Here is a 26154-nt window from a genome sequence, read left to right as displayed (position 1 = left end):
TTTTCCACACCATGTTACTCACATACATAGCCTCTGCTGACTTTACCCCTGGAACATCTAGTGCTTGATATAGTCGCCGTCGAGAAAAGGTAGAAATGCGTTGCAGGTTGCGAGTTTGTGAACCGATGACAATAATATCTGCTTGTAAGTTGCGATGTAGCTGAGTGTTACTGTCATACAAAGCGGCTTGAAATCCCAGCTGCATAAACATCAGTAAGTCCGCAAAAGCAATACCTGATAATGCTACTAACAGCCGACTTTTCTCATGACTTAATTGCAGCCAACCTAAAGGTGTCCGCCGTCGTAGTTGTTGAAACATAATGTTGGGGACTGGGTACTGGGGATTGGGAGTGAGTTTAGGGATGTAGAGGAAAGATATTTCACCTTTTACCTTTTGCCTTCTCACAACTCGATTACTGCTTTAACTTGCATATTGGTTAAATCAGCAGCTTGTTGACTAGAGGTGGTGTTGAGGCGGATTTTGACTTCTACAACTCGGTTGTCAATGTTGCTTGTGGGGTCTGTGTTGACGACGTTTTGCCGCTTGATTTGTAGGCCTTTGCGCTCAACAATACCTTGCATTTCTGTGGGTAGATAATCACCAATGACTCGCACTGACTGACCAACTTTGACTTTGCTGATGTCGCTTTCGTAAACTTCGGCGATGACGTACATTTGACTAGTCTGTCCAATTTCAGCAATCCCACTACTGGAAACTATTTCCCCAGGTTGGGTGTGAATTGCTAATACTTGTCCATCTTGGGGCGATCGCACGTAAGCTTGGTTAAGATTAACTTGGGCTTGATTCATCGCTGCTAAAGCACTATTGATTTCGGCTACTGCTGCTACTACGTCTACACTCCGAACTTCGGTGATTTGCGCTAAGTTAGCTTGAGCTTCTTGTATTTTTTGCTGGCTACTCATTTGCAGGCGTTGTAGCTGTGCTTGAGCTTCTTGCAGGTTCTTTTGGGCAGTTTCTAGGCGCAAACGTTGGCTATCACTTTGAGAAGCAGAAATTGCTCCTTGTTGATACAGTGTTTGATAACGTTGATTTTCTATTTGAGCGTTCTGCACTTCGGCTTGTAATCTTGCTACCGTAGCCGTCTGAGCAGCTATGTCACCTTGAGCTTCTACTTGCAGACGAGCTATGATGGCTTGTTGGGCTGTAACTTCTCCTTTTTTCGCTCCGGCTTTAGTGCGGTCTAGATTAGCTTGTACAACTTTCACCTTTCTTTTGCTGCTTTTAATGCAGCTTCTAACTTGTCCCGGCTGTCTAAAATTGCAACTACTTGTCCAGCTTTTACCCTGTCTCCCTCTTTTACCAATAATTGCTCTACCCGACTGCCTTCACTGGATGTAGTCGCCGAAAGTTGAATAACATTCCCCTTGGGTTCAATTCGTCCTAAAGCGGTTATTGTTTTTAGCTCTGTGAATAATGTTGTTGGTGCTTGTACCTTCTGAATAGATGCTTCCCTGATTCTAAATGCTGTAAAAACACTGATTCCTATGGATGTAAAAGATACAAAAATAGCTAAAAAAATGGCTCGCCTTAAAATCGGTTGAGGAGAAAATGAGCGGTCTAGCTTTGAATTATGCACAATCGCATACCTTTGTAGCAATTTGAGTGCTGAATTGAAAGTGGTGAGTGGTGAGTGCTGAGTGCTGAGTGCTGAGTAATGAGTAATGAGTAATGAGTAATGAGTTGTGTTAGCGGTAGCGCGGCGTTTAACTGGTGCTAAGTTAGGAAATCAATCCCACCTTGTCTACCTTGTCTACCTTGTCCACCCAATCCCCAGTCCCCAATCCGTCCTGATAACTAATACAGATACTCTTATATGCTTAATGCTGGTTTAATATCTGAACTGAGATATACAAAACTAAACGGTTTAGTCTTATAATATGATTATACTAAACTGACTAGTTTAGTCAAGCGATGCCTTTTTTATAAAGTCGCTACGCCACTCCAAAGGATGGAATCAGATATGGCACGCCCAAAAACTGGGGATACAGAACGCTCAAATTCTACCGAAAAGATTGAAAAAATTCTGCAAGGAGCGATGCAGGAATTTTTGGCGCATGGCTATGCGGCTACGAGTATGGATAAAGTTGCAGAGGCGGCGGGAGTTTCTAAAGCCACGGTTTACAGTCACTTTCAGGATAAAGAGGGACTGTTTAGAGCCTTAATTGAGAAATTGGCGATAAAACGGTTTCATTCAATTTTGGGTACACAGCCTTTACAGGGAGAACCTTACATAGTGCTGCGACGACTCGCTAAAACTGCTTTAAATCAAATGGTCAATGACCTTGAGTACCAATCATTTGAGCGTTTGTTGATGGGAGAGTCGGCACGCTTTCCAGAGTTAGCACAGGTGTTTATTGGTAGTATTGCCAAACCAGCTATAGAAGCTATTAGTAAATATCTTGCTTCCCGTTCTGAACTCAATATTCCCGACCCGGAAGCCACCGCCAGAATTTTGATTGGCTCATTAGTGCATTTTGTAATGACGCAAGAGATTATGCACGGTAAAGATATTATGCCAATGGAGAGCGATCGCTTGATTGATGCCTTGACCCATTTAATTATCAACTGTGCTGAATAGGAAATAAGCAATAGGAAAATAATTAACATAATTATATTAAGAAATGTAATGATGCTGAAAGTCACACTATAAAACAGCCGATAATCCATAAAATTTATATAAAAATCACCTATGTGGATTAATAAGACGCTGCTGACTTGTCTGAGTATTCTGACTGCTGTTTCTCTGACAAAAGCTGAAATCTTGCCAGTTCAATCAAAAAAATTATTGCAGCAAATTCATCCAGAAGCTCTAGCGACAGAGAATATTGCATCTGTTGATGGCAGTAACATTAAAACATTAAGAGAAATATTTGAAATCAGATGGATTCCAGCAGCTTCAATGGCAAATACCTTACAAGGTAGTCCACAGCAATGGCAAGCAGATTTTGTATTAATTGATAAGACGGTTTATGATAATGGACTCCCCAAAAGAGGCGATATTATTATCTTTAAACCTAATGATAACTTAACAAAAGAAGGTTATACAGACCCATTTATCAAGCGCGTTATTGCTCTACCTGGAGAAAAAGTAGAACTGAGAAAAGGTAAAGTATATATTAACAATAAGTTGCTTCCAGAAAGTTATATTGATTCTAAACAAGTAACAAATATTGATGTTTGTGCATCAGGTGAACAACCACCTTTTTTGTCTAAATCTCAAACTCTACCACCTAACTCATATTTAGTATTAGGTGATAATCGTCAAAATAGTTATGATAGTCGCTGTTGGGGTTTGGTTCCCAGAAAAAATATTATTGGTCAAGCAGTGAGAAGAGTTTGGCCGCTATCAACCCAGATTAATTTAGATAAAAATCGCCATCAACAGCAGCATTATTTAGAAGAATTATTCCTGAAAAATGTAGGGTTTATTATACCTCCTAATAACTTAAATGATGGAATTGCCTTTTTTCAAAAGCAGTTAGCTAATGCGCGTAAAAATCAAGATATGACTGGCGAAATTACAGCCTTAAGGCATCTTTCTATGTATAATATTATGCTGGGTATTAAGAATGAACAAGCAATGAATTATGCTCAACAACTTTTAAAGGTCGCTCGTCAGCATAAGATATCAGGCGCAGAAACTCAAGCCTTAGCTTATATGTCGCTTGCCGCTTTTGCCAAATTAGAGCCTAATTTAGCTATCGAGTACGGGCAGCAGGTATTACCATTAGCACAAAAAAACCAAGACCAAATCAGTGAATACATGGCTTTATGGAGTCTAGCGATCGCTCATGTATATTCTAATGATTGTTCTCAGGCTAAGATTTTTTATGATCGAAGTTCATCGATTTTAAATAGTCTTCCTGTCTCAGAAAATAAAAACATGATACAAGAACAAATGTCAGTGATTTTTAAGCAATTAAATATCCAACAATGTTTAGGAATATCAAATATATAAAATTACTCTAAGAGATTAATTTAATGTTTTTATAATAGATAAATGTTAAAAACACAGTATCAGGATACAGACACGACATTAGAATTTTAACTCTTAAGGATTGATAATTATCTATAAAGTCAGCAGTTTCTTGTACTTTCACTTTCTAGATTTTTCCTTCTTACCTGATCTCTCCTATGTCAAAATGAAAATAACTTACTACACAAAGGTGAGCGACGCTCGAAAAGCTAGATAAAGGATTGATCTAAGCAATGGCAGACGAAACCAATCAAAATCAGGCGGGAGAAGCAACAGAAAAACCCGCCGCCGCTAAACCCGCCGCAGCCAAGAAAGAAAAAGCTCCAGCAGTAGAAGACAAACCCTTTGTCGAGTTCATGGAGCAAGAATACTTACCGGCATTGCAAAAAGCGATCGCAGCCGAAGGGGTAAAAGATTTACAATTAGCTTTTAAAAAGCAAAAGCTCCCCGTTGCTGGATTACAATCAGCTGAAGAATGCTGGCAAGTTGTTGGTAGTTGGCAAAACGGCCAGCGTCAGTTTAACGTATACTTCCCTGACGAAGATATCCAAGGTAAAAAAGGCTTTTCTTGCAACGAAGGCAAAAAGCCCAGCACTCTTGAGTCATTCTTAATTGATGAGCGCAAAATTACCCTAGATATGTTGGTATCTCGGTTAGTTTATCGTCTGAACGGTCAAAAATGGCTAGGTAGAAATTAAGTCAGTGATTCAGTGCTGTTAGCGGTAGCGCGGCGTTTAGCCGGTGCTGAGTGCTGAGTTATGTTAGCGATAGCGCGGCGTTTAGCCCGTGCTAAGTGCTGAGTAAAAACCTAGTACCTAGTCAAGAGTTTCCAGTCTCTAGTCACTCTTTAATACAAGACTCGTGAAACAAGTTTCACCGGAACCGTCTTTTTAATGTTGACTATTGACTGTTGACTATTGACTATTGACTATTGATCCAATTCATGGAAGTAGTAGGTAACGGCTCCAGAAATCGGGTCGTTATCTATTTTCACATAACCAGATTTAAACATTTCTTTCAAAGCGGTTTCGACTTCTGCAAAGCTAGCACCTGTAGCTTTGACACCTTGCGTTACAGTTAAGCTACCACCCCTACTTTCTGCCACCTCAATTAGTCTAATCATCAAATCATTACCCTTTGGAACATGAACTTGGGTTGCAACTACTGGCGGGTTCAGTGGTACACCAAAGGCAGAAACACCAGACTGACTACGCAGGTTACGTTTGTATTCATCTACCATTCCAGGGATGAGAAGCAAATCTACAAACTGTCCGACATAAAATAATCCAAACGTACACAACCACAGCAAGCCAGTACCAAACTTACCGTTATAGATACGGTGTAAGCCTCCTACGGGAAAGATAAACCCCAAACCACACAAGATATAAGAAATCGGCAACCGATTATTACCAGTGGGGTTAATCTGGCGATCTATATTATTAATCTCAGTGGTTAATGTATTAATTACTTTCGATATTTCCGAATCACCCTGGCGTGTATTTGATGGTGCGTAACCATGAGATACAGGAGGTGTTGCAAAACCAGGGCGATTTATCATTTGTTGTACAAATTGTCCGTAGGCTTCTACATCAGCGCGCGAACCTTGAAACCGACTACCGTGAGCTACTTCTTGACGCAATTTGTTAGCTTGGAGAATGCGGTGAGAATCATCTGCACTCAAGCCACCATACTGTTGCATTAAGTCAACCAACTCTTTCCATTGCACTTGTTGGGGGTTCTTCACCCTGTCCCGTTGTGCCAAATCAAGAGAATTGTTATTTGCCAACCAGTCACGAAAATAATCTTCTAGCGCGCCATGAAAACTAACTAGGGCGTAACCCAATAATTCTGAATCACTATCAGCTTTTTGTAATCGCTCCCAGCCCAGTTGCAGCTTGTTAAAATGATCACTCATTAGCTTGCCATATCGCTTTTATAGCTTTTCTCAAAATTTTAACCAATAGTCAATAGTCATTATTTTTTTCTCCTCTGCTCCCTCTGCCCTATTCCCAATGCCCTATTCCCTCAGTCCTAGTCCCAATACCCTATTTCCAATGCCCCATATTGGTTACTAAATTCGGTAAATCTTGAACTATTGTTGCAACTCTTAACGTTTTGCCTACCAGTTTACCTCTACATCTTGGTAGACTGAGATTTATACAAACTCATTATTGTCGGCTGTTGTGCCTTGTGAGAGCATCTGCTTTAGTTCTCCAGGTTGTAGTCAAGATAATAAAAACACTCATTGCAATTAGGACATGGTAGATTCCCTAAAGAAGCCAGGCTTTGAAGAAATGCGGCCAGGGATTAAAGTCCCGGCAAAGGAAACTCTGTTAACACCTCGGTTTTACACCACCGATTTTGATGAGATGGCACGGATGGACATCTCTGTCAATGAAGACGAGTTGAGAGCCATTCTCGAAGAATTCCGTGCTGACTATAACCGTCATCACTTTGTACGGGATGCCGAGTTTGAACAATCCTGGGATCACATTGACGGGGACACTCGCCGCTTATTCGTGGAATTTCTAGAACGGTCTTGTACAGCAGAATTCTCCGGCTTTTTGCTCTACAAAGAACTCGGTCGCCGTCTCAAAGATAAAAGCCCAGTTTTAGCAGAATGCTTTAACCTGATGTCACGGGATGAAGCTCGTCATGCTGGCTTTTTGAACAAGGCAATGTCGGACTTTAACCTGTCTTTGGACTTAGGGTTTTTAACTAAGAGCCGCAATTACACCTTCTTTAAACCAAAATTTATTTTCTACGCCACCTATCTATCTGAGAAGATTGGTTACTGGCGTTACATCACCATTTATCGTCATTTAGAAGCACATCCAGAAGACCGGATTTATCCTATTTTCCGGTTCTTTGAAAACTGGTGTCAGGATGAAAACCGCCACGGTGATTTCTTTGATGCCATCATGAAATCTCAGCCACAAATGCTGAACGACTGGAAAGCGAAACTGTGGAGTCGCTTCTTCCTGTTGTCTGTATTTGTCACAATGTATCTCAATGACATTCAGCGTCAAGATTTCTACGCTTCTATTGGTTTAGATGCGCGGGAATATGACATTTATGTCATTAAGCAAACCAACGAAACAGCAGGTAGGGTTTTCCCCGTAATTCTCGATGTAGATAGTCCAGAGTTTTACGAGCGTTTGGACATCTGTGTCAAGAATAACGAAAAACTGAGTGCGATCGCTAACTCTAATACTCCTAAATTCTTGCAAGTCTTCCAAAAACTACCAATCCTCATCTCCAGTGGTTGGCAGTTACTCAAGCTGTACTTGATGAAGCCTATTGACGCTGCTTCTGCTCAAGGTGCAGCACGTTAATTTATCGAAATCTTAACTCCACAAAAAATAACCCCGTTTTTTCCGAAAAACTGGGGTTATTTTTTGTTTTTAGAAGAGGTAAAAAGTGTCTTTTCAGTCAAAATCCTGAGATTTTCGGTAATGAACAAGTTATTGAGGAGTAAGCTACCGCTAATTTTAATCTTCTTTTTATTTAGCGGTTTGTTACCTGCTTCTAGCTCAGTTTTCTGTGCCGCCACAGCTAATGAGCGATACGATGATGATCTCTACACTAACCAAGGTAGTTATAGTGGTGCGAGTGGGCGACATGGTAGAAATGGCCGTGACGGTGAAAATAAAACTTTTGTAGCTGATGGTTCATCTGTCAATTTTGACCTATCAGGTCAAGATGGGGAAGACGGGGAAGATGGGGGAAGTGGTTCTCGTCCTAAATGTCGCCACTCTGAACGCAACCCCAACAACGATATCAAAGCCCCAGATGGTGCGAATGGTGGAAATGGTGGCAGGGGAGGAGACGGTGGAAATGGCGGAAATCTCACCGTTTACTACACAAATTTAGCAGATTTACAGAAAATTCTTGTACGTGCTAACCCTGGAGATCCTGGACGTGGGGGTCGTGGTGGTCGTGGTGTAGCTGGTTGTCGATGTCGCAGGAGTAGTTGGGAGAGAGAAACCTGCACAGGAAAACCTGGAACTCCTGATTATAAATGTACAAAGAAAACCTACAGATGTCAGAGTGGTAGAGATGGTTACAGTGGTAGTGATGGTAGTGATGGGAAAACAGGCAAGTTAGGCGTTTTGAGTATCGTTAAAAGCCAACAAACCTTACCTGAAGAAACCCCCAGTGTTACCCTACCAATATCTGAACTTGGTGGTAAACAAATTAACCTCTCCAAACACAAGTGGAAACTTCATCAAGGTGCAGCATCTCTTTTAGCACCTGGTTCGATAATTGCTGATGAATATCGGGAATTTGAGGAACGCTTAGAAACTGTTTTTCAATTAGTTTGGCAAGAAAGACAACCTATCAGCAACTTTGGCAATGAAAAAGTTAAAGTTAGTCTCAACGATAACAAACAAGTAGAAGTTGAATTTCCTGATGATTTATGGGTTGCAGGTAGCAGCAGTAATGAGGCTAACTCTACTAAATTTACAGTTAACCATCTCATCCCCAGAAAAGATGTCACCAGATTAGCCGTAGCAGAATTTGCTGATGCAGGGGAAAACTTGAATTTAAAAATAGTAGATTTAGCGGCTAAGTCTGATGTAATTAACACTCAATTTCGGGTGAAATTTCGGATTAAAGACAATAACGCTGGATTTGGCGACTATCAAACCCAGTATGAAGGTGAAATTCCTGCTAACCTCGTCACCCGTGACTACAACCGCTTTACCCTAGCTTTGGGTAAATTGAACATCAAACGGGAAAATTTACGCCCTGGTGTCAACGTAGATATTGAAGTTGTCGCAACTCGTTCCCTGGGAGAACGTTCAGCCAAGCAAACAATTACTTGGCAAAGTGCTATTCGTAAACCACTTAAAAATCAAAGGTAAATATATTGGGGATTGGGGATTGGGGATTAGGGAATTTTATCGGAAAAAGATAAGTTCAAAACCGGACTTGCATCCAAAAATCCAAGTTTTCCATTGGCGTAGCCTCTCGTAGAGAAGGTAGGTAAAAACCCCACCCCTTGTGGGTGGCTGAATGAATTGCGTTAGCGAAGCGGGACGTTAGTCCATTGCGAATTGCGTTAGCGTAGCGGGACGTTAGTCCATTGCGAATTGCTTTTATTGATCATTGGGCTGTAATTTATACCAGCCGTACCAGTGGCGCACTGCTAACCAAATTACGGATAATAAACCCGCGATGCTTAAAGTTAGACCGCTAAAGGGAACTAGTAAACCCAATACTGGTAAGATTGCACCTGTGATAGTACAGATAATGGCAGCGAGAGAAGCACTGCGACTATAACCTAAACCCCAAGATAACATCAGTAATATCGCGGAAAGCATAGTCCAAGCGAATACAGGATTCATGAAGCGGCTGAGATAGGTTAAAGTCAACAGACAAGCAAAGAAAATACTAGCAGCGATCGCCACATTTCTCAAACTCATGGGGATAGACAAATAGAGCAGCAATATCCACCATAAAAATAAAGCTGGTGCTAGTAACAACAGCCTGGGAAGAATTCCGGTTTGACGGATGGGGTCAGTGTTGGTGAAGACACCAAAGGGATTTTTTACGGACACATTATCGTCGAATATCCAAGTAAACTGAGTGCTACGACCATCAGCTTTAGTTTCGCTGGGGATAATCCCACTAGCAAAATCAGCACCAGCAAAGTTAGCTGTTGCTGTCAAACGGAAGTTAGAAAGTAACTGTCCGGTGGCGTTATAAACCCAACGTGGCCCCCTTGTGCTTGATAAGTAACACGAAAGCTGGCCTCTTCCCCTGGTGGTAACTGGAAAGCAAAACTATAGTTTCCTGGTTCGACAGCTTCTAGTCGGGTGCGATCGCGCTCTACTTTATAGTTAGAAAGTAGGGAATAGCCAATGGGTGGCTGTGCTTCAAAAAAGAACTTCTCAATATTATTGAGGCGGTTAACTACTTTATATTCCGCACTGTAATCTACACGATAAACGGCACTGCGGTTTTGAACATCTGTGCTTTGATCTAACTTCACTTGGACTTGTGAACCAGCAAGGGAAAGTAAACGGTTCACTTCTCTTTTGTCGTTGACTTTAACTATTTTGCCATCTACCTGCGTTGTATAGGTAAATGGCTCTTGTGTCACATAGCGCACTTGGGGGACTATTTGCTCTAGTTTATCTCCAGCTACACTTTGAGCAACTTGAGCAACCTTAGCCTGTTCCCAATGGTGATAACGATTGCTCAAAGTGGAACACAGAAAAAACCCTGCAACTAACAATATCAAAACTAGAGTTAAATGTTGCAAACCCCATAACAGCTTAGAGTAATGAATAGTCCATTCCCCAACGACCATTTTTGGTCTAAAGGATGGGCGCGTAACGCAAAACTGATAAGTGCGATCGCTACTCCCAAAGCTATGATTAAAAATACTAAAAATAAAAAAGCTGGCAGTAATTGAGAACCAATTTGAATTAGTTCTGTGGGATGTGTTAAATCAGGTAGTCCGGGAATTCCCTGGTTAGCAGAATACATTGCAGAATTTTTGCAGAATTTGCAATTTCCAGACTGTTAAAACGTTGCAAATGTTTCTGAAAAGATCATCATCTATTTCTTTTGTAAATAAAAAATCAGATGCCTCAAGAGTAACTATTTTGTCCTATTTGTTGCTACTCGACAAACAATTTCCATAGAGTTAGCATCAGCACTCCTGGGTTTGGGAAAGATTTCTTGTTCTGTTCTATCAACTCTAGTCAAATTACCATTAGACGCGTAGATAGCCAATTTTTTAGAAAATAACTTACCTTGACCACAAGCTGCTCTTAATGTTCTTCTGATTATACTATTACCCTGTTGTTCTAACAGAGTGTACTCAGTTCCTTGCACAGATGATAAATCCAAAACAATAGGATCACCATTCCTATTAGATCCTACTTGAAGATAAAAACTATTTTTTGTAGTTTCAGCCAATGCCACACTACTAAATGTTAGTGAAATAAGAGCAACAAGACCACCGAGTTTTGTTAATCTCATAATTAATATTTTGTAAACTCATACTTTATTTTTATTCATAAAGTGTTGTTTTAGCTGTGGTAAAACCACTGGAAAATCTTTACATAAAGATACAATCTTCAACATAAATAATTAGTATTTTTATCAAGTAAAAAAAACAGGCTTTAACTGAGAATTATGAAATTTACTTAATTACTCACGTAAGATGCTTACATAATTAATGTGGAAATCTCATAGAAGCAATGATATTTACTCAGAAAAATCTCAAAAATCGACGATAAAATTTTCAAAGTGAAGAGAATAAGTAAATCTGCTTTCCGAAAGTTTACGGATATTCATCAATGATCGCAAGATTCCTTAAATTGAAAATTTATCAATTTTAGTAAATAAGAGGATGAAAGTGACAGCAGCAGGGTAATTTTGTCAAACTTCCTATTTTCTGTTTTAGCCTAGATAAATTGACAATAAAAAACCGTAGGGGAACTCTACGGTTAGTTTAAGTGGAATACTGAACTCTAAACCTATTTAAAAATTTGGTGTCTTACAACTTCAGCTCTTTACCTTTCGGTAATCTCTTTATGAAGTAAAGTCTAACTACTTAAAATAGATTTGTCATTACTGAATTTAGAAAAATAAGATAGTGAAATTTTCATCTAAATTCACTATCTTTACTGCAATTGATGAAGTTATTGAAAAGAGTTTATATGTAATAATACTGAATTAATCACCTTGTATTGATACGGTGACTATCATAAACTTAAAGTTTTAGTTAAAAATATTACATTTATGCAAGTGAAATAATTCGGTAATCAAGCAAAAATAAAATTTACTATATACATCGGTTTTCCCTTTGAATTGCCGATGATAGTAGGCTAACACCAAAAAAATAGGTAATCAATCCATATACTCACACAACTTAGATTGGTAATTTTTTCGGGATCTGAGAAAATTGACGACTAGTGTAGTAATTTTCTGATAGAGGAAGCAATGACTAATTACTTCCCATGCCCTCGTTACTGTCCCACACAGAGAAATGGCGGCGATTCCTTCTCTGGTGAGAGATTATGTGATTTTTGCTGGAATGAATATTGCTTTTGTTGGGCGGAGTATTGTCTAGATGGATGGCTAGAAGCTCAAGCAAATCGCACTCATTCCCAATCTCATCGTGATACTAACAATAAAACGCAAGCGAGGTCGTCTTAACCTCGCTTTCTTTTAGCTATGGGTTCTCAAAATTCACACTGAGACATAGAAATTTAGCTCAGTTGACTACTTACACTCCTTAAGTAAATGTGGCATATGCTGTTCTAGTTTTTTCGCGGTTTGTTCTTCCTGCTGCAAGTTTTGCTGTAGTAATTTCACAGCATCTTGTTTTCCTATCTGTTCAGCTACTTGAATCAAACCACGGTAGCAAGCAATTTCTAGTTGTTCTACCTTGGCTTGAGATCCGGCTAGTCCTAACGTGAGAATTTTCTGATTTTCCGCAGCTAGCAGCATGAATTTTTGACCATCACTGACTAAACCCGCAGCCGCATCACAGGTGATCCGCTTAGGTTGTTGTCCCAAAGTATTGAACACCTGTTCTAGATTTTGAATTTGTTGTTCTGTTTCCCGAATGTGAGTCTCAATCAAAGACTTTAACTGACCATTTTGACAACACTGCAACATCATCTGTTGTGCTTCCCAAAAGCGTTGTTCAGCGTCGTACATAGCACAAATTTCGTAAACGAATTTTTCTTGTAAGTTGGTGATTCTGGAGACAGGACGTTCTGTTAGTTGAACCATAGGTTTTCTCCTGGGATGTGAACACCAAGGTATTAGGTGTGTGTTTCTTCCACCTACATTCGCCAATCAACTCCTTGTTCTCGTCATCCTAGAGGAACAACTGACTGTTAATTATCTTTGCTAAGTCAGATACAGGATTATTGACATACTCACCTGCCTGAAGGCGAGGTGATTCTTGACGCTTCACTGACTGATGCTACCGAAGTAGTCTTACTCTGCCTCTGCGCCCGTTTAGAGTCGTGGCAATGCCCTATCCCGACTTTGTTTATGTTTTTTGCTGCATTCTCATCTCGGTCGTGTTCAGTGCCACAATTCAAACACTGAACTGTCCGAACTTTTAAATCGAGTTTACCCCAACGATACCCACAGCAAGAACAAATCTGGCTGGTAGGTTCCCATCTATTAATTACCCTGAAATCTCTATTAAGTTTTTCAGACTTAGCCTCACAAAACACCCGAAATTCTCTCCAACCCTGCAAGCTAATTACTCTTGCTAGCTTACGATTCTTGACCATCCCTGACACATTCAAATCTTCCAAAACAATAGTTTGGTTCTCGCTAACTATTTTGGTAGATAGTTTGTGCAGGAAATCTTTACGGGTATCTGCAATTTCGTTGTGTTGTTTAGCAATCTTTATACGAGTACGTTCACGACGTTTAGAACCTTTCTGTTGCCTCGCTAACTTGCGTTGTAGTTTACGAATTTTGCGGTCTTGCTGTGAGTAATCTAGGCTTATTGCTTTCTCTTCATTGCTCATAACTGCAAAAGTCTTGATTCCTAAATCAATACCAATACTTTGGTTTTTGGCATCAGATTGAATAGGCTCGACATCTACAACAAAGCTGAGAAAGTAGCGGTTAGCACAATCTTTAATAACAGTTACACTACTTGGTGCAGAAGGTAATTGTCTTGACCAGATAGGTTTAACATTACCAATTCTGGCTAAGTATATTTCATCCCCTTTGATTGAAAATCCACCAATTCTGAATCGCGCTGATTGCCTCCCTATCTTCTTTTTAAACTTAGGTGTACCTACTTTTTTACCTTTTCGTTTACCATTGAGTGAATCAAAAAAGTTTTTGTAAGCAACTCCTAAATCAACTACAGACTGCTGCAACGGGATATTAGAAACATCAGACAACCATGAGCGTTCATTAGTCTTTTTAGCTTGCGTAATCACCAACTTTTGTAAGTCGTTGTTGCTAGGAAGCTTTGTCGAGCAGGTAAGCTCGCCCGCTTCTCTACGAGACGCTCCGCGTAGCTTGCTTCCACGGAGTGGTACGCTAACAGACTGCTTGCAAATAGTCAGCGCATCATTCCAAACTACGCGCACACAACCAAACAACTGAGCTAAAAGCTTTTGCTGTTGGTCTGTTGGGTAGAAACGGAATTGATATCTAGCTTTCATTTAATTTACTGACATCTGGTATTATTGTATATCATAACGACATACAAATCAATGAATAAAAGTGTATTTTTCAGGCTAACAGAAGAAGAGTTGTCGCATCTTGAGGAATATTGCCAATCAACTAAAAGAACAAAGTCTGATGTGCTTAGGGAATTAGTTCGGAAGTTGAAAATTAATAAAAAGCCGTCCTAGAAGAACGGGGCTTGTATCCCATTCTTTTGGTCAATAGTCCATAGTCATTAGTCATTAGTCATTAGTCATTAGTTTTTTCTCTCCGGCTACCTTGTCTACCTTTTCCCCAATTCCCAATGCCCAATTCCCACATGAGAGCTTGAGTAAAGTAAAGTAAAGATAGATTAAGAATTCGCTGAAAACTACAATGACTGTTCCACACTTGCAGGAAATTTCTTCTCAGCTAGAAAGTCCGAATTTGCGCGATCGCATGGTAGCCTTAGCTAATTTGCGGGATGTCCCTGCTGAAGATGCTGTGCCTCTGATTAAAAAAGTGTTGGATGATGAATCTTTACAGCTGCGATCGATGGCAATTTTTGCTCTGGGTATCAAGCAAACAACTGAATGCTATGAAATTTTAATTGATATTCTGCAAAATGACCCAGATTATGGGATGCGTGCGGATGCGGCTGGGGCTTTGGGCTATTTAGGTGATATCAGGGCTTTTGAAACACTAGCTAGGGCGTTTTATGAAGATACTGATTGGCTAGTGCGCTTTAGTGCGGCTGTCTCCCTTGGTAATCTCAAAGATCCACGGGCGCGCGACATCTTAATTCAAGCTTTAGATAGTTCGGAAATGGTTTTACAAGAAGCAGCAATCTCAGCCTTGGGAGAAATCCAAGATGTTGATTCAGTAGATCATCTCCTGCGCTTTGCTCAATCTGATGATTGGTTAATCAGACAACGGCTAGCAGAATCTTTAGGGCATCTGCCTACTGCTAAAAGTATCTCAGCTTTGAAATATTTAACCAAAGATAGTCATCCCAACGTTGCGGAAGCAGCAAGAATCGGTCTGAACAGACTTGAGCAAAGTGGTAATCAAGTTTAATATTAAAACCCCCAGCTGCTTTTTAATAATAAGAAGTGGGATTTTCGTATTTTGATGCAGGGTAATTTTAATTATGAATATTGAAGAATTTTTTGAGTTGAGTGCTGGAAAATGGTTTTCCCATCGCAGCAGTCACAGTTTAGACGTTAAGCCATCGGAAGACGGTAAATCCAACCTGATTATTGAGACAATAGCAGCTGATCACCCAGAAGTGATCAAACTTTGTCAACAATATGAAATTTCCCCTAGTGCAGCTGTCTGTGCAGCAACAGTCACCTGGAAAGACCCGATAAAATCGGAGAGAGAAAAACCAGCCTCTACTTTATTAGTTTCTGTGCCAGATGAAGATAATCCCCATGAAGGCAGATTACTGCAAGCAAAGGGAAATGCTCAACAAGAACTAACTATCGGCAGGTATAAAATTGGCACTGATGAGGCGTTGACTATAACAACAGAATCCACAAAAGTCCAGTCAGAAGAACGTTTGTGGTTTGCTAGTCCCAATTTACGGATGCGAGTTAGTGTTTTTAAGGATGCTAGTGGATTTAGTATGGCTGCCTTCACTTCTGAGATTCGTATGGGTGGTGGTGCGCCTGCGAAGACAACTTCGGAAGTGGCTAAGTCAGCAAATTAGGAGACAGAGGATTTTAGGTACTTCCAGCTAAAAAGTATACAATCGCTTAGGTGAGCAGGGGAGGCAAGGGAGGCAGGGGGAGGAAATATCGAATGAACCTATTTGCTAATCAGCTAAAACCCTCTTTCTCCCTGCCCCCTGTCCATTTCAACTACAAATATTGACACCATTCTACTGCATCCCTTTGTGCTGCTAAATTCCTAATAAATTGGCGATCGCCTGGGGCATGGGCAGTATAATTACCACCAATAAAGCCATTGCCATTAAACCGAGGATGTCACGTTTGTTATCTAGTTCGGTGACATCATCTAAAGCAGGTTCATCAATTAACGGTATAAACAAAAGAATAATTGCCCAGACAAAAAATTCTGGTTGCACTAAGGACAGCATAAGTAATAACAAACGGGCAATTTGACCAATTAACATGGCTGTGCGTTGTCCGAACATCGCATGGACAATATGTCCGCCATCTAGCTGTCCCACAGGCATTAAATTCAAAGCTGTGACGATTAACCCTAGAAAACCCGCCACTGCTACAGGATGTAAATCAATAGCCGATTTTGCAGTTAATGCACCACCTAGAGCGATTTTAGCGAGTATTGCTATAAGAATAGAGTATTTTGGGTTGAGTGCATCGGGGTTCAAAATACTGGTTTTGTCATTCAAAGGGACAATATCTGAGTGTGCCAAACCCCAAATCACTAAAGGCAATGTCGCAATAAAACCCGCCAGTGGCCCAGCAATACTGACATCAAATAAAGCTTTGCGGTTGGGAATAGGACTTTTCATTTGAATAAATGCCCCAAAAGTTCCCAAGAAAAAGGGCATCGGTATAAAGTAAGGCAGTGTAGAGCGAATTTTGTAGAATCTAGCAGTTAAATAATGTCCTAATTCGTGGATACCCAAAATAGTCATCAAGGCTAAGGCATAGGGTAATCCTTGTAAAAAAAGCAGTGGGTTTGATGATAGAGTTTTAGGATTAATGTCAGCAATGGTCAGACCCACCCATGAGGTAGTGACTAAAGTGGCTAAAACGAGCAAAAGTGCTAATCCAGGTCTGGTTAATTGTTCTTGCTTGTTAGTGCTTCCGGCTCTTGCGGCTTGCGTATTAGGAACTAACACAAAGAAAGGCTTACCGTTAAAACCTTCTTGAAAGATAATCAAAAAGCGATCGCCAAATTGTGCTTCGATATTGGCTCTAATCTGCTGATAGGCTTGAATAGGTGTTGTTCTCAACTGACCACGACAGATAATTGCTTGGGGTCTATACTCAATGTTCTGAATGTAGTAAATAGACCAGGGAAAGCAATTTCTGAGTTGGGTTTCTTCCGTAGGTTCAATGGGACGCACAGGTGCTTGTTCTGCGGTAGGATGGATAGCCGATTGTGATTCTGGGGTTTGGGTTGTGGTTTGGGTTTGTTGATCCCTTGGTGGTTGCCGTCCCCACTGAAACAACAGCCAGTATAACAAAAGGCAGATGATTGCCGGCCAGATAATCAGTGATGGTGGTGGAGGTTGTTTGACCCCATACACCAAAGTCCAACCACTTAATAATAATGCAGGTGTCATTAATACCAACCATAACAACCAAATTGGTGTGCGGGTGATATTGACGACACTACGCTGCACCATGAGATAAGTAGCTAATCCCAGTAGGAAGAGAAACCAAAATGTCATTTGCTTTTCATTAATTGAGAAAAAACAGCCTGCTAACAGAAGGCAACAGTAAAAGTACAAAAGTAAAAAGAAAGAACTTTTATTGTCTCAGCTTTTTACCTGTTGAATTTAACTTAGTCCCTACTCCCCACATTTGCTCATGTCCCCCGTACCTCAACCATCAAGCCCTACAACTAAATCCCCAAGGTTTGTCCTAGACAATATTTTTGCTTTTCCACCAAATCGGGACACACTAGGGGGAACATCTTATTTCATTGTAGGAAATGAAGGGAATATCCTCATAGATTGCCCATCATTAGACGAAGTAAGTCAAGATTTTTTGCGATCGCACGGTGGTGTGAAATGGTTATGTATTACCCATCGTGGTGCTATTGGCAAAACTTCAGACATTCAGCAGCATTTTGGTTGTGAGGTCATCATTCAAGAGCAAGAAGCCTATTTACTACCAGGATTAACAGTCACTACTTTTACTCAAGAACTAACCTTAGATGCTACAACCCAATTAATTTGGACACCAGGACACTCCCCTGGTTCATCTTGCCTCTACTATAACAACTATGGAGGCGTGCTGTTTTCCGGTCGTCACCTAGTTCCTAACCTGCAAGGTGAACCAGTGCCAATTCAAACCTCAAAAACCTTTCATTGGCGAAGACAAATTAACAGCCTGCAAAAACTTATACAAATCTTTACACCAGAAACACTCCACTACATCTGTCCTGGAGCTAACACCGGCTTCTTGCGGGGACAAAGAATTATAGACCAAGCCTACCAACGCTTAACCGCAATTGATTTATCAGTGTTTTAGGGCGTGGGGTATGGATTGAGAGTGCTGAGTAATGAGTAATGAGTGCTGAGTAATGAGTAATGAGTAATGAGTAATGAGTAATGAGTAATGAGTAATGAGTAATGAGTAATGAGTGCTGAGTAATGAGTAATGAGTAATGAGTAATGAGTGCTGAGTAATGAGTTCTGTTAACCGTAGCGCGGTGTTTAGCTGATGCTGAGGTTAGGAAATCAATTTCATCTTGTTCCTAGTCCCCAGTCCCCAGTCCCCAGTCCCCAGTCCCCAATCCCCAGTCCCCAGTCCCCAATCCCCAGTCCCCAATCCCCAATCCCCATTCCCTATCCTCTAGCTTCTACACCCGCTACCACAGCATTTTTACTCAACATTTCCACGGCTGCTTGATATTGCAAATCAACTGGAGAGCCGATTTGATCGCGGTTGATGGGCGGCTGGGATATGACTTGATCTGGTTTAATGCCTAATTTATTAATGTCTCGATGATTAGGAGTTTCATATTTGGCAATAGTAACGGCAAGACCAGAACCATCGGAAAGTTCAAATAAAGATTGAATTAAACCTTTGCCGAAGGTAGTTTCACCTACTAATGTGGCACGATGATTATCTTGCAGTGCGCCGGCTAAAATTTCGCTAGCACTGGCTGTCCCCTGATTGACTAAAATAGCTAGAGGATCTTTAGTTAAGGCCGGGCCAAAGGCATCAAAACTGCCTTGGATACCTTGGCGGTTGACTGTGTAAACGATAGTGCCAGCATCTAACCACAATCGGGCAATTTCAATGCCTGCTTGTAGTAAACCGCCGGGATTATTGCGTAAATCTAAAATGTAGGCATCTGCGCCTTTTTTTTCTAGACTAGTAATGGCGTGCGCCAACTCTGTGGAAGCGTTGGCGTTGAATTGAGTCAGGCGTAAATAGCCGATAGACTTACCTTGAGGGGATGAGCGTAATTCAGCCACAACGGGATTAAGAGCAATGCGATCGCGCACAATTCTAACTTCCCTCTCGCCATCGCCTTCTCGCTCAATTAACAGTGTGACCAAACTACCAATTGGGCCGCGCATTCTGGCGGCGGCTTCATCTAGAGCTAAATTGTCTGTGGAAGTCCCTTCAATTTTGAGAATGCGATCGCGGGGTCTAATTCCCGCCTTATCGGCTGGTGAACCCTCAATAGGGGATACCACCTCTAGTCTGCCAGTTTCGGGGTTAAGGGCAATTTGTAAGCCCACTCCAGTCAATTCTCCCGAAGTATTGACCTGCAAACTCCGGTACTGCTCAGGATCTAAAAACCTTGTAAAAGGGTCATCAAGAGACTTGAGCATATTCTGAATGGCTACATAAGCAGCTTTTTGGTCTTTGAAAGGCTTTTCCAAAGCCTTCTGCCGCACAGCTGACCAGTTTTGATGATTAAACGTATCATCCAAATAAGCATGATTGACAATGCGCCAAACTTCTGAAACTAATTTCTGTTCCTCCGTCAATGCGTCGGCTGGTTGGATAAGTGTGCTGAACACCAAACCACAAGCCACCAAAAAAGCAAATCCCAACCGAAAAAACTGTTTGTGCATGAACCCCATCTTCAAATTTCACCTCAACCCAAAATGCCTAGTAGAATTACCCAGTTGACTCTTCGTTGATGAAATCTATCTCTCGATTATGTTACTTTTTTTATAGAAGTGGTGCATTGTTCTCATCAAGTTGTTAAAGGAACTATGCAAATAACCACCTCAACAAAAGATAAAATCTACTTTGTAACCATCATTATGGATGTTGGCTTGCAAAGGGAACGCAATATATTCCATATTTACAGAGTGTTAAGTTTCTAAACTTTTAGCACTCTCGCAGTGCAGAAGTAAACGAACAAAATCCTCTTAAAAGAAAATCCCAAAACTGCTAATTGGGAGATTGAATCAACCGCAACCGATTTTTAGGAACTTGAGATTGTATGGCCAACGTTTACGACTGGTTTGAGGAACGCCTGGAAATTCAGGCCCTCGCTGATGATGTCACCAGCAAGTACGTCCCTCCCCACGTCAACATCTTTTACTGTCTAGGTGGCATTACCCTGGTTTGCTTCTTAATCCAGTTCGCCACAGGCTTTGCCATGACGTTCTACTACAAGCCAACAGTGGCCGAAGCTTACTCCTCAGTACAGTACATCATGAATGAGGTGAATTTCGGTTGGCTCATTCGTTCCATCCATCGCTGGTCTGCCAGCATGATGGTGCTGATGATGATTCTGCACGTCTTCCGGGTGTATCTGACTGGTGGTTTCAAAAAGCCCCGCGAATTAACCTGGGTAAGCGGTGTCATTCTAGCTGTGATCACCGTTTCCTTCGGCGTTACAGGCTACTCCCTACCTTGGGATCAAGTTGGTTACTGGGCGGTGAAAATTGTTAGCGGTGTACCAGAAGCAATCCCTGTAGTCGGCGTACTCATCTCCGACTTGCTGCGTGGTGGTTCTAGTGTTGGTCAAGCAACCTTGACACGCTACTACAGCGCACATACCTTTGTATTGCCCTGGTTAATTGCGGTCTTCATGCTGTTCCACTTCTTGATGATCCGTAAACAAGGTATTTCCGGCCCCTTGTAATGCTAATAGCCACAAAGTCGATAGACAACAACACTCACCACTGGCAAAACAACATAATCAATTCACTAGTGATTTAAAGTTTCCTTAAAGGTAAGTGTTTGTGATTCATACTTGAGGTAGGCTACCCAACAACACAACAAACAGGCTAGTTTACTAAAAAGTTAGTCTAGAGACTAAATGGCTTAACCTCAAAGCTTGAACTGAAATTTTCGCAGGAGAGCGCATTCTTCCTATGTCGATACAAAAAAAACCCGATCTGAGCGATCCTAATTTAAGAGCCAAACTTGCCAAAGGCATGGGTCACAACTATTATGGTGAACCTGCTTGGCCTAATGATCTACTGTATGTATTCCCAGTAGTAATCATGGGTTCATTCGCTTGTATTGTAGCTCTAGCTGTATTAGACCCTGCTATGACAGGCGAACCAGCTAATCCTTTCGCTACACCACTGGAAATTTTACCAGAGTGGTACTTGTACCCTGTATTCCAAATTTTGCGATCGCTTCCTAACAAATTGTTGGGAGTGCTAGCAATGGCTGCTGTACCCCTGGGACTGATTCTCATCCCCTTCATTGAGAGCGTCAACAAATTCCAAAACCCCTTCCGCCGTCCAGTTGCAACCACAGTTTTCTTGTTTGGAACTTTGGTTACTCTCTGGTTAGGTATTGGTGCTGCGTTACCCTTAGACAAATCCCTCACCTTGGGACTGTTCTAAGCTGAAACTGTCAGGCAACAAAACTCTTTGACGCTTGTAGTTTTCAATAGTGCATAACTAAAGTTATGATGTCTGATGACAAGCCGCCCTTGAGGTGACTACGACAAAATAGTCGTTCATTTCTCTGGTATATGTACTATTGAAAACAAGTTACAAGCGTCAATTTTAGTGAATAATTTCAGAACCTGAAATAGATTGAAGAACTCTAGACTACGAATATTCTCCTACGTATTAAATTCGAGCCACGGTCAATGCTTGGCACTATGCAGCAAGACCATCTAAAAGTAAAAAGCGAACTCAAACTCCTAAACCAAGTTCAACAGTGGTTTGAGGACTTTTGTCTCAAACATCTGTTTCAACTAGGTTGGTCAGAAACTCAACTTTATCGCCTCAACTTGGCTTTAGCCGAGGGCTTTACTAATGCAGTTCGTCACGCCCATCACACTTTACCGCCCGATACAACCATAGAGATTGCAGTCAGTCTATGGGTTGACAAATTAGAAATCAGAATTTGGGATTATGGTAAACCCTTTAATCCAGACGCGATCGCAGAACCAGCACCAGGTACTTTACAAGTAGGGGGCTATGGTTGGTTTTTACTGCGCCGTCTGACAGATAGTGTTGTCTATGAACGCAGTGATGATGGGAGAAATTGTCTAGTCATACTTAAGTATCTCAAAGATCCTTTGGAAACAGGCAGCAATTTACGGTAAAGTGACCGTGAGTTAACAGGGTCAGTATATTTGCTTTATGTATTAAATAATATATTATTTTCTAGTCAATTTCACTTATTTGAACCGAAAGATAGTCTGTTATAATTGGCGGTTAATTACTTCATATTTGAACTGATATATGGCTGTTTCCATGTCTGAGAATAGCCAGAATCTCTTCCAGTTAATTTTTAGCATAAAAGTATTATTTTATACATTTTAATAATGATGGCTTTGAAGTTGATTTTCAGGTCATCACTACTTCCTTGGTGAGAATTCACACTTCTCAGTAAAGTGAAAAGAGAGTGAAGACTAATGACTAATGACTAATGACTAATGACTAATAACTAATAACTAATGACTAATAACTTGAATTTGGGTGACAGTACCAATCAACAAGCAAACCATGTTTTCGTGTTCCTAGAAATTTTTGCACGAGAAGGTGGAATCCAATCCTACGTCAAAGACATTTTCCGTGCTTATTTAGGTTTAGACGCAGGTTATCAAGCCGAAGTATTTTTATTGAGAGATAATCCTGATAGTTTGAATCCGTTTGAGTGCGATCGCCTCAGATTTAATTACTTCCAGAATAAATCCCCTCAAATGGGGAGAATCACAATGGCTGGGGCATTATTCAAGTATTTATTGCAAAAACGCCCGCAAAGAGTTTTTTGTGGTCATATCAGATTAGCCGTACTCATTCAAACCCTCTGTCAACCATTAGGAATTCCTTACACCATCCTTACCTATGGTAAAGAAGTCTGGCACCCACTCACCAAACGAGAACAACGGGCTTTAGCAGTAGCAAAAGACATTTGGACTATTAGCCGCTATAGTCGTGATCAAGCCTGTGCCGCTAATAGGATAGAGCCTCACAACGTGAAAATGTTACCCTGTGCTATTGATGGTGATCAATTTACCCCTGGTGTCAAGTCAGCAGAACTATTAATTAAGTATGGTCTAGCAGATAGCAAAGTAATTATGACCGTAGCGCGATTGTGGTCAGGAGATATCTACAAAGGTGTAGACGTAACAATTCGCGCCCTACCCAAAATATTGCAGGCTTTTCCAGAGGTCAAATATTTAGTTATTGGTCGAGGTGATGATCAGCCAAGATTAGCACAATTGGCACAAGATTTAGGAGTCAGCGATCGCGTAGTTTTCGCTGGTTTTGTCCCTACAGAACAATTAATTGCACACTATCGCCTTGCCGATGCTTACATCATGCCTTCACAAGAAGGTTTTGGCATAGTTTATCTAGAAGCGATGGCTTGCGGTATACCAGTATTATCCGGTGACAATGATGGGTCTGCTGACCCCCTCCAAGATGGAAAAGTAGGTTGGCAAGTCCCTCACCGCGACCCCGAAGCCGTAGCCGCAGCTTGTATAGAAATTCTTCAAGGAGAAGATCAGCGTTGTCATGGACAATGGTTAAGAGAACAAGCGATCGCTAATTTTGGTCAAGCTGCTTTACAACGGCAACTTTTATCGCTATTGGAATCTTGAAGGACTGGGGATTGGGGATTGGGGACTGGGAGAAAGGAGACAAGGTAGCAGGGAAAAAACTATTGACTATTGACTATTGACTATTGACTATTGACCTTTGACTCCTCCCCAAACTCGTTATCCTAGATAAAGAGCATAGATAGTATTTAAAAATGCGGCTTAACAATTCTCAACTGAATCTTTTGAATCTTCGTCCTTTGCTAACAGTGTTAGCAGTTACTTGGCTGCTGGCTTCTTTGGGTTTGGGTTGGTTAGTAAATTCTTTAGTTATTCTCTTTGGATTACTATTGCTTGCACCTGTGGTGGCGTTTTTTGGCTTGCGTTGGTGGTTGGAACGCAATCTAGTAACGGATCAATGTCCTGTTTGTGGATATGAATTTGCTGGCTTAAACAATAGTCAAACCCAATGTCCTAACTGTGGAGAGGGAGTGACAGTCAACAAAGGACATTTTCAACGCTTTGCGCCGGAAGGGACAATTGATGTCTCAGCCGTGGAAATACCTTCTCAGCAATTAGAAGATTAATGGTCTGGGATTTTAGATTGAACGTCAAGCTAAAATCCCCTCCCTTCTAATTAGCAGTAGCTAATTGACTCTCAATCTCTGATACTTGGATTGCACCAGAGTAATTTTGACCATTCATGACAAAAAATGGTGTGCCAGGAATTCCCAATGTTTTGGCTAGTTGTATATCCTGCTTGATATCAGCGTCAGCAACTAGGCGATCGCGGTTAAACTTATCCATATCTAGATTCAGTTTTTTGGCGACATCTATATATAAACTCTCACCTAGTTGTTTTTGATTGGTGAACAGCTGATCATGATACTGCCAAAACTTACCTTGTTGATTTGCTGCCCAAGCGGCTTTTGCTGCTGGTACAGCTTCAGGATGAGAAGGTAAGGGAAAATGTTTGTAAACTAAAGTGACATCCTGTTGATGCTTAGATAACAAATCCCGCAGTTTTTGATGCGCCTCAGCACAATAAGGGCATTGAAAGTCCGAAAATTCTATCAATACGGTTTTTGCTGGGGTTGTTCCCGTTGTCGGTGAATTAGCAATTATCGCTTGTGGATTTACTTTTAAATCCTGTAAAAACACCTGTCGTGATTGATCAACCTGCTGCTGTTGCTGTTGTTGATATCCTTGGACAGATTCAATAATTGCCTCTGGGTGTTTACGGAGAACTTCCAAAATTTGCTGTTCTAGTTGAGGGCTGGGATAAATAGCTGCTTGTGCAGGAAATGACCACCCTAAAACTAGACAAAACCAGCTAATTACAAAATAGATGCTTAGATAACCAAATAATTTAGGCATAGCAGAATACTAGAGATATAAACATTTCCCTAGTATTCCCTAGAATTAGAAATAATACCAAGTTTGTAATTCTTAATGAAGAGATGCGGAGAACAGATGATTGAGACTGTAAAAAGGTACTCACACAAAAGACGCTATTCTTTTTACTTCCTGGACTCCGAAGCCAGCACTCTTAAGAACCTGTAGCGACTGCTTGCGGTTGCAAATAAACAATTAAATCTTGAATGCCTTTTTGCAAGTATCGGGTAACTGTCATGGGGCTAGTACCAATACTTTTAGCTGCATCCTTGCGAGAAAGTTCTTTCAGGAATACCATTTCCACAGCTTGACGGGGCTTGTCGTCTAGCATATTGATTGCCCCTTGCAATTGTTGACGTTCTTCGTTTTGCTGTTGCAAAGCTGTGGAACGGGGACAAGGAAGTGCTTCACCTAAGGTGATTTGGCAATCAACATAATGAACTGCTGTCGCATCTAAACTCAAAGGCATCCGATTTTGGGCTGCTAACTTAGTTTCTTGCCATTCTTGCACAGATACTTTGAGTTCTTTAGCAATTTCTGTATCTTTGGGCGGACGACCTAAAGAGATTGCTAATTCTTTGCGGACTTTCTGCCCTTCATTGTATAATTCTTGCCAGCGACGGGGGATTTTTAATAGGGTACTGCGATCGCGCAAGAAATGCAGCATTTCACCGCGAATATACGGAACAGCAAAGGAACTAAAAGCATATCCCTGGCTGGGATCAAAACGCTCAATCGCCCTAATTAAACCAAAATAACCTATTTGTTCTAAATCTTCATAAGGTTCATTACATTGATGACTAAATTTATGAGCCATCTTTCTGACTAATCCAGTATGTAACTGTACCAGTTGATTACGAAGTTTAATAGAAGGATTTTGGTGGTATAAGTGTAATAACTCCATACCATCAATTTGCATAGAGGACTCACTTGCAGCCATATAAAAGTTCCTTTGTTGTAA

The 26154-nt window shown here is 41.0% G+C and carries 22 protein-coding genes and 3 pseudogenes; 14 read left to right on the top strand and 11 right to left on the bottom strand.

Going from position 1 to position 26154, the window contains the following annotated elements:
• Together CV014_RS04185 and CV014_RS04180 are read right to left on the bottom strand one after the other, a co-directional pair.
• Positions 1-319: pseudogene (locus tag CV014_RS04185) on the bottom strand (ABC transporter); the annotation flags it as partial.
• An 83-nt stretch (positions 320-402) separates the two neighbouring features.
• A pseudogene (locus CV014_RS04180) lies at positions 403-1598 on the bottom strand (ABC exporter membrane fusion protein).
• Between the two features lie 384 nt (positions 1599-1982).
• Between CV014_RS04180 and CV014_RS04175 the strand changes: the two are divergent.
• The 3 genes from CV014_RS04175 to CV014_RS04165 all read left to right on the top strand — a co-directional run bounded on the left by CV014_RS04175 (position 1983) and on the right by CV014_RS04165 (position 4696).
• A complete protein-coding gene (locus CV014_RS04175) occupies positions 1983-2600 on the top strand; it encodes a TetR/AcrR family transcriptional regulator (RefSeq protein ID WP_236140855.1) in 618 nt (205 codons plus the stop codon).
• A 111-nt stretch (positions 2601-2711) separates the two neighbouring features.
• Entirely contained in the window at positions 2712-3980 is a 1269-nt protein-coding gene (gene lepB / locus CV014_RS30320) for a signal peptidase I (RefSeq protein ID WP_329608323.1), read from the top strand.
• 251 nt (positions 3981-4231) lie between these two features.
• A complete protein-coding gene (locus CV014_RS04165) occupies positions 4232-4696 on the top strand; it encodes a DUF2996 domain-containing protein (protein ID WP_236140854.1) in 465 nt (154 codons plus the stop codon).
• A 230-nt stretch (positions 4697-4926) separates the two neighbouring features.
• On the opposite strand, the gene CV014_RS04160 is transcribed toward CV014_RS04165, so the two are convergent.
• On the bottom strand, positions 4927-5442 hold the full coding sequence (locus CV014_RS04160) for a TM2 domain-containing protein (protein ID WP_442946881.1): 516 nt from the start codon (positions 5440-5442) through the stop codon (positions 4927-4929).
• Between the two features lie 814 nt (positions 5443-6256).
• Here CV014_RS04160 and acsF point away from each other — a divergent pair.
• A complete protein-coding gene (acsF, locus tag CV014_RS04155) occupies positions 6257-7333 on the top strand; it encodes a magnesium-protoporphyrin IX monomethyl ester (oxidative) cyclase (protein ID WP_236140853.1) in 1077 nt (358 codons plus the stop codon).
• A 120-nt stretch (positions 7334-7453) separates the two neighbouring features.
• Positions 7454-8866, top strand: coding sequence for a collagen-like protein (locus tag CV014_RS04150; RefSeq protein ID WP_236140852.1), 1413 nt, complete (start codon positions 7454-7456; stop codon positions 8864-8866).
• Positions 8867-9100: 234 nt separating this feature from the next.
• Here CV014_RS04150 and CV014_RS04145 read toward each other — a convergent pair.
• A pseudogene (locus CV014_RS04145) lies at positions 9101-10496 on the bottom strand (hypothetical protein).
• Between the two features lie 114 nt (positions 10497-10610).
• Positions 10611-10994, bottom strand: coding sequence for a hypothetical protein (locus tag CV014_RS04140; protein ID WP_236140851.1), 384 nt, complete (start codon positions 10992-10994; stop codon positions 10611-10613).
• Between the two features lie 966 nt (positions 10995-11960).
• Here CV014_RS04140 and CV014_RS04135 point away from each other — a divergent pair.
• A complete protein-coding gene (locus tag CV014_RS04135; protein WP_236140850.1) occupies positions 11961-12176 on the top strand; it encodes a hypothetical protein in 216 nt (71 codons plus the stop codon).
• Positions 12177-12242: 66 nt separating this feature from the next.
• Here the strand turns inward: CV014_RS04135 and CV014_RS04130 are convergent, their stop codons facing one another.
• Both CV014_RS04130 and CV014_RS04125 read right to left on the bottom strand, forming a co-directional pair.
• The gene (locus tag CV014_RS04130) at positions 12243-12758 is read right to left on the bottom strand and encodes a YciE/YciF ferroxidase family protein (protein WP_236140849.1); all 516 of its coding nucleotides are present in this window, start codon (positions 12756-12758) and stop codon (positions 12243-12245) included.
• Between the two features lie 149 nt (positions 12759-12907).
• The gene (locus tag CV014_RS04125) at positions 12908-14167 is read right to left on the bottom strand and encodes an RNA-guided endonuclease InsQ/TnpB family protein (protein WP_236140848.1); all 1260 of its coding nucleotides are present in this window, start codon (positions 14165-14167) and stop codon (positions 12908-12910) included.
• 379 nt (positions 14168-14546) lie between these two features.
• Between CV014_RS04125 and CV014_RS04120 the strand changes: the two genes are divergently transcribed.
• Together CV014_RS04120 and CV014_RS04115 are read left to right on the top strand one after the other, a co-directional pair.
• On the top strand, positions 14547-15227 hold the full coding sequence (locus CV014_RS04120) for a HEAT repeat domain-containing protein (protein ID WP_236140847.1): 681 nt from the start codon (positions 14547-14549) through the stop codon (positions 15225-15227).
• Positions 15228-15300: 73 nt separating this feature from the next.
• Positions 15301-15861 (top strand): phycobiliprotein lyase, encoded by a 561-nt coding sequence (locus CV014_RS04115; RefSeq protein ID WP_236140846.1) that lies wholly within the window; start codon positions 15301-15303, stop codon positions 15859-15861.
• A 192-nt stretch (positions 15862-16053) separates the two neighbouring features.
• Here CV014_RS04115 and CV014_RS04110 read toward each other — a convergent pair whose 3' ends face one another.
• Positions 16054-17538, bottom strand: coding sequence for a site-2 protease family protein (locus tag CV014_RS04110; protein ID WP_236140845.1), 1485 nt, complete (start codon positions 17536-17538; stop codon positions 16054-16056).
• Positions 17539-17677: 139 nt separating this feature from the next.
• On the opposite strand from CV014_RS04110, the gene CV014_RS04105 reads away from it, so the two are divergent.
• Positions 17678-18343 carry an MBL fold metallo-hydrolase gene (locus CV014_RS04105; RefSeq protein WP_236140844.1) on the top strand — a complete coding sequence of 222 codons (666 nt, stop codon included), beginning with the start codon at positions 17678-17680 and terminating at the stop codon, positions 18341-18343.
• Positions 18344-18660: 317 nt separating this feature from the next.
• Here the strand turns inward: CV014_RS04105 and ctpA are convergent, their stop codons facing one another.
• A complete protein-coding gene (gene ctpA / locus CV014_RS04100; protein WP_236140843.1) occupies positions 18661-19914 on the bottom strand; it encodes a carboxyl-terminal processing protease CtpA in 1254 nt (417 codons plus the stop codon).
• Between the two features lie 368 nt (positions 19915-20282).
• Here ctpA and petB point away from each other — a divergent pair, with 368 nt between their 5' ends.
• The 5 genes from petB to CV014_RS04075 all read left to right on the top strand — a co-directional run bounded on the left by petB (position 20283) and on the right by CV014_RS04075 (position 24385).
• Positions 20283-20930, top strand: a complete 648-nt coding sequence (gene petB, locus CV014_RS04095; RefSeq protein WP_103139183.1) for a cytochrome b6 — start codon at positions 20283-20285, stop codon at positions 20928-20930.
• Between the two features lie 232 nt (positions 20931-21162).
• On the top strand, positions 21163-21645 hold the full coding sequence (gene petD / locus CV014_RS04090; protein WP_103139184.1) for a cytochrome b6-f complex subunit IV: 483 nt from the start codon (positions 21163-21165) through the stop codon (positions 21643-21645).
• A gap of 251 nt (positions 21646-21896) precedes the next feature.
• On the top strand, positions 21897-22358 hold the full coding sequence (locus CV014_RS04085; protein ID WP_236140842.1) for an ATP-binding protein: 462 nt from the start codon (positions 21897-21899) through the stop codon (positions 22356-22358).
• 354 nt (positions 22359-22712) lie between these two features.
• Positions 22713-23861: a glycosyltransferase family 4 protein gene (locus CV014_RS04080; RefSeq protein WP_236140841.1), complete on the top strand. Its 1149-nt coding sequence runs from the start codon at positions 22713-22715 to the stop codon at positions 23859-23861.
• Positions 23862-24013: 152 nt separating this feature from the next.
• Positions 24014-24385: a hypothetical protein gene (locus tag CV014_RS04075; protein ID WP_236140840.1), complete on the top strand. Its 372-nt coding sequence runs from the start codon at positions 24014-24016 to the stop codon at positions 24383-24385.
• A 46-nt stretch (positions 24386-24431) separates the two neighbouring features.
• Here the strand turns inward: CV014_RS04075 and CV014_RS04070 are convergent, their stop codons facing one another.
• Together CV014_RS04070 and CV014_RS04065 are read right to left on the bottom strand one after the other, a co-directional pair.
• Positions 24432-25175, bottom strand: a complete 744-nt coding sequence (locus tag CV014_RS04070; RefSeq protein WP_236140839.1) for a DsbA family protein — start codon at positions 25173-25175, stop codon at positions 24432-24434.
• Positions 25176-25347: 172 nt separating this feature from the next.
• Positions 25348-26133 carry an RNA polymerase sigma factor SigF gene (locus CV014_RS04065; RefSeq protein ID WP_103139189.1) on the bottom strand — a complete coding sequence of 262 codons (786 nt, stop codon included), beginning with the start codon at positions 26131-26133 and terminating at the stop codon, positions 25348-25350.
• Between the last annotated feature and the right edge of the window lie 21 nt (positions 26134-26154).

Source organism: Nostoc sp. CMAA1605, assembly GCF_021596505.1.
GTDB lineage: Bacteria > Cyanobacteriota > Cyanobacteriia > Cyanobacteriales > Nostocaceae > Trichormus.
Note: the sequence above shows the minus strand (reverse complement) of the source record. Positions and strands in the feature narration are given on the sequence as shown.

Coding starts and splice junctions, on each gene's coding strand:
- CV014_RS04175 (WP_236140855.1), top strand. CDS start 1,983: ATGGCACGCCCAAAAACTGGGGATACAGAACGCTCAAATTCTACCGAA.
- lepB (WP_329608323.1), top strand. CDS start 2,712: ATGTGGATTAATAAGACGCTGCTGACTTGTCTGAGTATTCTGACTGCT.
- CV014_RS04165 (WP_236140854.1), top strand. CDS start 4,232: ATGGCAGACGAAACCAATCAAAATCAGGCGGGAGAAGCAACAGAAAAA.
- acsF (WP_236140853.1), top strand. CDS start 6,257: ATGGTAGATTCCCTAAAGAAGCCAGGCTTTGAAGAAATGCGGCCAGGG.
- CV014_RS04150 (WP_236140852.1), top strand. CDS start 7,454: ATGAACAAGTTATTGAGGAGTAAGCTACCGCTAATTTTAATCTTCTTT.
- CV014_RS04140 (WP_236140851.1), bottom strand. CDS start 10,994: ATGAGATTAACAAAACTCGGTGGTCTTGTTGCTCTTATTTCACTAACA.
- CV014_RS04135 (WP_236140850.1), top strand. CDS start 11,961: ATGACTAATTACTTCCCATGCCCTCGTTACTGTCCCACACAGAGAAAT.
- CV014_RS04130 (WP_236140849.1), bottom strand. CDS start 12,758: ATGGTTCAACTAACAGAACGTCCTGTCTCCAGAATCACCAACTTACAA.
- CV014_RS04125 (WP_236140848.1), bottom strand. CDS start 14,167: ATGAAAGCTAGATATCAATTCCGTTTCTACCCAACAGACCAACAGCAA.
- CV014_RS04120 (WP_236140847.1), top strand. CDS start 14,547: ATGACTGTTCCACACTTGCAGGAAATTTCTTCTCAGCTAGAAAGTCCG.
- CV014_RS04115 (WP_236140846.1), top strand. CDS start 15,301: ATGAATATTGAAGAATTTTTTGAGTTGAGTGCTGGAAAATGGTTTTCC.
- CV014_RS04110 (WP_236140845.1), bottom strand. CDS start 17,538: ATGACATTTTGGTTTCTCTTCCTACTGGGATTAGCTACTTATCTCATG.
- CV014_RS04105 (WP_236140844.1), top strand. CDS start 17,678: ATGTCCCCCGTACCTCAACCATCAAGCCCTACAACTAAATCCCCAAGG.
- ctpA (WP_236140843.1), bottom strand. CDS start 19,914: ATGGGGTTCATGCACAAACAGTTTTTTCGGTTGGGATTTGCTTTTTTG.
- petB (WP_103139183.1), top strand. CDS start 20,283: ATGGCCAACGTTTACGACTGGTTTGAGGAACGCCTGGAAATTCAGGCC.
- petD (WP_103139184.1), top strand. CDS start 21,163: ATGTCGATACAAAAAAAACCCGATCTGAGCGATCCTAATTTAAGAGCC.
- CV014_RS04085 (WP_236140842.1), top strand. CDS start 21,897: ATGCTTGGCACTATGCAGCAAGACCATCTAAAAGTAAAAAGCGAACTC.
- CV014_RS04080 (WP_236140841.1), top strand. CDS start 22,713: ATGACTAATAACTTGAATTTGGGTGACAGTACCAATCAACAAGCAAAC.
- CV014_RS04075 (WP_236140840.1), top strand. CDS start 24,014: ATGCGGCTTAACAATTCTCAACTGAATCTTTTGAATCTTCGTCCTTTG.
- CV014_RS04070 (WP_236140839.1), bottom strand. CDS start 25,175: ATGCCTAAATTATTTGGTTATCTAAGCATCTATTTTGTAATTAGCTGG.
- CV014_RS04065 (WP_103139189.1), bottom strand. CDS start 26,133: ATGGCTGCAAGTGAGTCCTCTATGCAAATTGATGGTATGGAGTTATTA.